The following is a 6,784-nucleotide window of genomic DNA, read 5'->3' on the forward strand; positions in this document are numbered from 1 at the left end:
ATCTAAACGCTGCAATTAATTTATCGCGTTTGGCTAAAGCGTGAAAGTCTACCGAGGGATAACTGCTCCCATGCTCCCGTTGAAGTAGAAAGTAAAGTCTAGTTTTGTCTAGGTTTTATATAGCAGATGTTGTATGCAACGTCTCTACAAGGTTTAGGGTGCGGAAGGTGAGTTGAATGCTAACGCTTAGTGTGCTGTAAGCATAAAAGTTTAGATGATCGGGAAATCAGGTAAAATGGCAAAATGTCATGAAAAATCCATCATCCAAATATAACTATAATTCTAAGGTTATCCCCATTCTGAACACGATCGCACTAAGTGAACTGTTTTAGCGGGGGAATGAAGTTAAAAATAAGTAGGTTAAAGAAACGGGGAAACTAACGTGAGTTCTGGATTTGATTACGATTTAGTGATTATTGGCGCAGGTGTAGGTGGACATGGCGCAGCCCTACACGCTGCTCATTATGGTCTGAAAACAGCGATTATTGAAGCTGGAGATATGGGAGGAACCTGTGTTAACAGAGGTTGTATTCCTTCCAAAGCTTTGTTAGCTGCTTCTGGTAAGGTGCGGGAGTTACGTAACGCCCACCATCTCAAGTCTTTGGGGATTCAAATTGGTGGTGTAGAATTTGAACGAGAAGCGATCGCTAATCATGCTAATAATCTTGTCTCAAAAATTCAAGGTGACTTAACCAACAGTCTCAAACGTCTGGGGGTCGATATTATCCGGGGGTGGGGAAAAATCGCTGGTTCACAGAAAGTCAGCGTGATGACGGATAGTGGTGACAAAACTATCACTGCTCAAAATATTATTCTTTCTCCTGGTTCTGTTCCCTTTGTTCCTCCCGGAATAGAAATAGACGGTAAAACAGTCTTTACCAGTGACCAAGGTGTAAAATTAGAATCTCTGCCTCAGTGGATCGCTATTATTGGTAGTGGTTACATCGGTTTAGAATTTTCTGATGTTTACACTGCTTTGGGTTGTGAAGTTACCATGATTGAAGCCCTGGATGTGTTAATGCCAGGATTTGATCGGGATATTGCTAAACTGGCAGAAAGAGTTTTAATTACTCCCCGTGATATTGAAACTAAGGTCGGAATATACGCTAAAAGGGTAATTCCTGGTTCTCCTGTTGTCATTGAGTTAGCAAACTTCCAAACAAAAGAAGATTTAGAAGTTTTAGAAGTTGATGCTTGTTTAGTAGCTACAGGTCGCATCCCCACTACTAAAAATCTCGGTTTAGAATCTGTGGGTGTAGAACTGGATAAACGGAATTTTATCCCTGTAAATGATGGCATGGAGGTGCTGTCAGCAGGTGAAGTAGTTCCTAACCTCTATGCCATTGGTGATGCTAACGGTAAAATGATGTTGGCTCATGCCGCTTCGGCTCAAGGTATCATTGCTGTAGAAAATATCCTGGGTAAAAACAAAACGGTAGACTATCGTAGTATTCCCGCAGCAGCTTTTACCCATCCAGAAGTGAGTTATGTGGGTTTAACAGAAACAGCAGCCCAAGAATTAGGTTTAGCAGAAGGGTTTGAAATTGCTACCAGTAAGAGTTACTTTAAAGGTAATTCTAAAGCTTTGGCAGAAAACGAAGCCGATGGTATTGCTAAAGTAATTTATCGTTCAGATACAGGTGAGGTGTTAGGTGTGCATATTTTCGGCGCACACGCTTCCAGTTTAATTCACGAAGCATCCGCCGCAGTTGCTAACCGTCAATCTGTAAAAGATTTGGCTTATTTGGTTCACGCCCATCCTACACTATCAGAAGTGTTAGATGAAGCCTACAAACGAGCGATCGCTAGTTAGGTGGTGATTGGTGATTGGTGATTGGGAAATTAATCCTTTAAAATCTGTGCTTACTTTGATGGAAAAGAATAAATCTTCCCAGTCCCCAGTCCCCAGTCCCCAGTCCCCAGTCCCCAGTCCCCAGTCCCCAGTCCCCAGTCCCCAGTCCCCAGTCCCCAGTCCCCAGTATGCAAATTCGTCGTCGTCAACCTAGTCCAGCTATTGATGTCTCTATTGTTCGCTACCAAGCAGTATTAGAGGATGCTGAACCAAATAATATTCTCGAAGAAATTGTTTGGTATAAAGAAACAGAAGTTGAACAAATGCGGGAAAAATTGCCGTTAAAAGAACTGCAAAAAAAAGCTCTTTCCTTACCTCCTACCCGTGATTTTGTTGCTGCGTTGCGTCAAGGAAAAACTAAACCTGCATTAATCGCAGAAGTAAAAAAAGCATCCCCCAGCAAAGGGGTTTTACGAGCAGATTTTGACCCGGTAGAAATTGCTAAAGCTTATGAAGAAGGTGGTGCAAGTTGTCTTTCTGTTCTCACAGATAAAAAGTTTTTTCAAGGTAGTTTTGATAACTTATCTTTAGTCCGTGCTGCCGTAGATTTACCATTATTATGTAAGGAATTTATTATTTATCCTTATCAAATGTATTTGGCGCGAGTGAATGGCGCAGATGCAGTTCTATTGATAGCGGCAATTCTTAGTGATCAGGATTTACAGTATTTCATTAAAATTGCCAACGCTCTGAAAATGGCGGCTTTGATTGAAGTACATAGTTTAGAAGAACTTGACCGAGTTTTAGCTTTAGATGGTGTTTCTTTAGTTGGTATCAATAATCGCAACCTAGAAGATTTTTCTGTTGACCTCCAAACCACCTGCGAACTACTGAAAGCAAGAGGTAGTCAATTACAGGAGAAAAATATTGTAGTCGTCAGTGAGTCAGGACTACATACACCAGAGGATTTAAGTATAGTAGAAACAGCCGGAGCATCAGCTGTACTCGTTGGTGAGTCTTTGGTAAAACAACCAGATCCAAAATTGGCAATTAATCAGCTTTTTGGTAAATAAGACTGGGGACTGGGGACTGGTGACTAGGGACTGGTGACTGGGAAAGAAAATTTTAGATTTTAGATTTTAGATTTTAGATTGGAATTGTCAAAAACAATCCAAAATCCAAAATTGTGTTACCAATTACCAATCAAGTGGTTTCTGATCAAAAATAAAGAGGAAAGGTGAAAAGGAAAGCCGAAAGCTGGCCTTTTTGCCTTTAATTTTTAAGTTTGTGCCTAGAGCAGATGTGACTCTCTCAGGTACTATAATCTTCTGATGACAGACTGATTGAATTTGTAGATGAATGTCTAAAATTTGCCATCAGAATTAAATCATCCTCAAAGGATTTTGAATCTTATTGGATTTTTGGGATAGAGATAATGGACGATAAGTTAATGTTGATGATTCCTGGACCTACTCCAGTTCCAGAAGCAGCTTTACTAGCTTTGGCTAAACACCCCATTGGACACCGTACCAGTGAATTTAGTAACATGATGGGGGAGGTGACAGAAAACCTGAAATGGCTGCACCAAACCCAAAATGATGTACTGATGCTGAATGTTAGCGGTACTGGTGCGGTAGAAGCGGGAATTATTAATTTTCTGTCTCCTGGCGATCGCATTTTGGTGGGTTCTAATGGTAAGTTTGGTGAACGTTGGGTAGAAGTTGGTCAAGCTTTTGGTTTAAATGTGGAAGTTGTCACCGCAGAATGGGGACAACCTTTAGACCCGGCTAAGTTTGGAGAAATTTTACAAGCTGACACCAACAAAGAAATTAAAGCTGTCATTATCACCCACAGCGAAACTTCTACAGGTGTAATCAATGATTTGGCAGCTATCAATAGTCATGTAAAAGCACATAGGGAAGCTTTAATTATTGTTGATGCTGTCACCAGTTTGGGTGCTTACAATGTGGCTGTTGATGCTTTGGGATTGGATGTAGTGGCTTCCGGTTCTCAAAAAGGCTATATGATACCCCCCGGTTTAGGATTTGTGTCTGTAAGTCCTAAAGCTTGGGAAGCTTACAAAACTGCGAAGTTGCCAAAATATTATTTAGATTTAGGTAAATATCGCAAATCTACAGCTAAAAATACAACTCCTTTTACTCCCCCAGTTAACTTAATTGTGGCACTACACACCACCTTGGGGATGATGAAAAAAGAGGGTTTAGAGTCAATTTTTGCCCGTCATGAACGCCAAAAAAATGCGACTCGTGTAGCGATGAAGGCTTTAAATTTACCATTGTTTGCAGCGGATGAATGCGCTAGTCCAGCTATTACCGCTGTATCAGTACCGGGAATGGAAGCGGATAAAATTCGGTCATTGATGAAAAAGCGGTTTGATATTGCTTTAGCTGGTGGTCAAGACCATCTGAGTAATAAAATTTTCCGTATTGGTCACTTAGGATTTGTGAGCGATCGCGATATTCTCAGTTGTATCGCATCATTAGAAATTGTACTGGCAGAAGTTGGCTATGAAAACTTTACCCCTGGTGCTGGTATCGCCGCTGCTGCTAAGGTTTTTGGATAAGGTCAGTGACTGGGGACTGGGGACTGGGTTATCAACTTCCTCCTGCCCTCTGCCCCCTGCCTTCTGACTCCTGCCTCCTGACTCCTGACTTCTAACAATAAAAGGGCAAGTGATTTGATCAACTTGCCCTTTTAATTTGGATGTCAATAATTCAAAATTCTCAGCATCAATTTTTCGATCTATCAAACTTTGCCCAGGGCAGAGTTGACTTGACATACCTTATTTCTCCTGAATTAGCTCAACCGTTTCATATTGAATTTGCATACAGTTAGCCGCCAGAATATTGACCAGAATAGTTACCAGCAATGGATTTTCTAGTATTCCATTGCTTACCTATGCAGTCTCCAACCAATCATAAATTTGTTCTAACTGCTCTAGGGTAATCAACCCATACTGCCACAGGATCATGGTTAAAGAGCCTGTATCCTGCTCCCGATGACGCAAAGCCACAGACAGAGAAGCGGCTGAGATCGCCAAATCTTCTTGGAGAAAATTAATCAAACGAGAATATCTTGATTGTGCCATTTGTATCTCACCTCCTTGAGTAGAGTGTATTATCATATATCCTTTCCTCTTTTCTCAGTGATCTAAAGCCAGTATTTTATGTGTCACTGTGCTATGACTGAATAAATCCTCAAACACTTTCACCATCCAAAATCTAAAATCCAAAATCCAAAATCCAAAATCCAAAATCCAAAATCCAAAATCGTATAACTTTCGTACTGCTTGTTTCCCCCAATCTCAAGTAACAGGAACTATAAGTTAAATTGGCTTGATTCTCTTGAGTTTTTTGTGCTTAATGTAATTACATCTGAAGTATCCAAGATTCCATAGCCTATAGTCCTCTATTGATTACTATTTACACTTATGTCAAAAGAAGGATTTTTCCAGTGAAACTTTGAAGTCGGGTTTTTCATTGGGGAAAAGCTAGATCCGATGTTATGATAACTGCTGCTAAATATTAACCTCTATATTTTACGGAATAGTTTTTTTACCAAAATATCTTCATACAAAATTGACAGATTCCTCATAGGTGACTGGGGACTGGTGACTGGTGACTGGTGACTGGTGACTGGGAAGAATAACTAATGACTAATAACTTGGGTTGAAAAATTCAATGTTTACTTTGTCACCTACCTGTAAACCTAATTCTGTAGCTCGTTTGGATCTCAGTTCAATTACTTGGTCTATTGGTACGTTAGGACCATAGGTGGGACAAGGTTCACTTTTACAGGGGGGTGCAGCGGTCTCAATGTACTTGATTACTCCATCCTGAAGAAAGACCATATCTAAAGATACGGGGACATTCAACATCCAAAAACTGACTGGTTGGGCTGAGGGAAATACAAATAACATTCCCCTGTCATCGGGTAAAGCTGGTCTATACATCAACCCCATAGCCTGTTGTTCTGGTGTTTTTGCGACTTCTAGGTTAATTTTTGTGCCGTTGGGAATGGTAGCTTCAGCAGAGATTGGCAAATTTTGACCTTTAGGGGTTTGTAATTGGACTTGAGAGGTTGATGTAGTAGTGGGTTCGGCGGTGGTTGGGGGTGAACAGCCAATGAGTAAAACACTCAGGAGTAGATACAATACAGTTTGCCGACGCAACATAAGCAGTTGAAAATTTAAGTTTCTAAATGGACTATTGCTTTTCTCATAAGTTCCCTAACTAGGCTTTGCTGTTCGCGTAGCGTGCCGTTAGGTATAAAAGTCTTTTCGTGGGGCAGGCAAAAGGAAAGGTGAACAATGGCAAAATAAAGAGCTATTCACTTAATAATGTGGTTTTTTTTATTTAGATTTCGATTTTACAGAAATTTCTGCAAAATAGCCCGCTATTGGCAATTATTTTTTTTCAGGAGATTTTTCTGTGATGTGGCCACAAGTTAGATCCGATACAAAAAAGCTAACTAATGCTAACAAAAGTTGGCTTTTTCTTCCTGTTTCACCAGTTCGACTACGCTCACTGAACTCCTAGCAGTGTCGGCACTATCTAGTCCACAGGCTAACACGATCAATCTGACCGCTTCTTTTTTTAAATTAATCGCAGCGTTTAAATCTCTGTCAATCTCAAAGCCACAGTTATCACATTTAAACACTCTTTGAGATAATGACAGTGATGATTTCTTTTCTCCACAAGTTGAGCAAGTTTTGCTACTGGGATAATATCTATCCACAATTACTAACTTACTACCATACAGTTGTGTTTTGTATTCTAGCTGCCTTCTAAATTCATAAAAGCCCATATCGGCTATAGCTTTTGATAATTTCCCATTCGCTAACATCCCAGATACATTCAAATCTTCTATCCCTATCACCGCGTGGTTTTTGCTAATATAGGTAGTAATTTTGTGTAATGTATCTTTTCTGATGTTGGCTATTTTTTGGTGTAATCTCGCTATTTTGATTTG

General features: G+C 40.2%; 7 protein-coding genes. 4 read left to right on the top strand and 3 right to left on the bottom strand.

The window, feature by feature from the left end; genetic code table 11:
* Positions 1–382: 382 nt before the first annotated feature.
* From lpdA to H6F45_RS25800, 4 genes are all read left to right on the top strand, one after another.
* The gene (lpdA, locus tag H6F45_RS25785; protein ID WP_096566467.1) at positions 383–1,813 is read left to right on the top strand and encodes a dihydrolipoyl dehydrogenase; all 1,431 of its coding nucleotides are present in this window, start codon (positions 383–385) and stop codon (positions 1,811–1,813) included.
* Between the two features lie 7 nt (positions 1,814–1,820).
* Positions 1,821–2,006, top strand: a complete 186-nt coding sequence (locus H6F45_RS25790; RefSeq protein WP_190348778.1) for a hypothetical protein — start codon at positions 1,821–1,823, stop codon at positions 2,004–2,006.
* A complete protein-coding gene (gene trpC, locus H6F45_RS25795; protein ID WP_190348779.1) occupies positions 1,981–2,865 on the top strand; it encodes an indole-3-glycerol phosphate synthase TrpC in 885 nt (294 codons plus the stop codon). The genes H6F45_RS25790 and trpC overlap by 26 nt, the downstream gene beginning before the upstream one ends.
* 362 nt (positions 2,866–3,227) lie before the next feature.
* Positions 3,228–4,376 carry an alanine--glyoxylate aminotransferase family protein gene (locus H6F45_RS25800; protein ID WP_190348780.1) on the top strand — a complete coding sequence of 383 codons (1,149 nt, stop codon included), beginning with the start codon at positions 3,228–3,230 and terminating at the stop codon, positions 4,374–4,376.
* Positions 4,377–4,709: 333 nt separating this feature from the next.
* Here the strand turns inward: H6F45_RS25800 and H6F45_RS25805 are convergent, their stop codons facing one another.
* The 3 genes from H6F45_RS25805 to H6F45_RS25815 form a co-directional block, all read right to left on the bottom strand.
* Positions 4,710–4,937, bottom strand: coding sequence for a DUF2949 domain-containing protein (locus H6F45_RS25805; protein WP_096566475.1), 228 nt, complete (start codon positions 4,935–4,937; stop codon positions 4,710–4,712).
* 531 nt (positions 4,938–5,468) lie between these two features.
* Entirely contained in the window at positions 5,469–5,987 is a 519-nt protein-coding gene (locus tag H6F45_RS25810; protein ID WP_190348781.1) for a DUF192 domain-containing protein, read from the bottom strand.
* Positions 5,988–6,289: 302 nt separating this feature from the next.
* The coding region (locus H6F45_RS25815; RefSeq protein WP_190348782.1) for an RNA-guided endonuclease TnpB family protein at positions 6,290–6,784 on the bottom strand (495 nt) is incomplete at its 5' end.

The sequence above is a fragment of the Sphaerospermopsis sp. FACHB-1194 genome, assembly GCF_014696235.1.
Lineage (GTDB): Bacteria > Cyanobacteriota > Cyanobacteriia > Cyanobacteriales > Nostocaceae > Sphaerospermopsis > Sphaerospermopsis kisseleviana.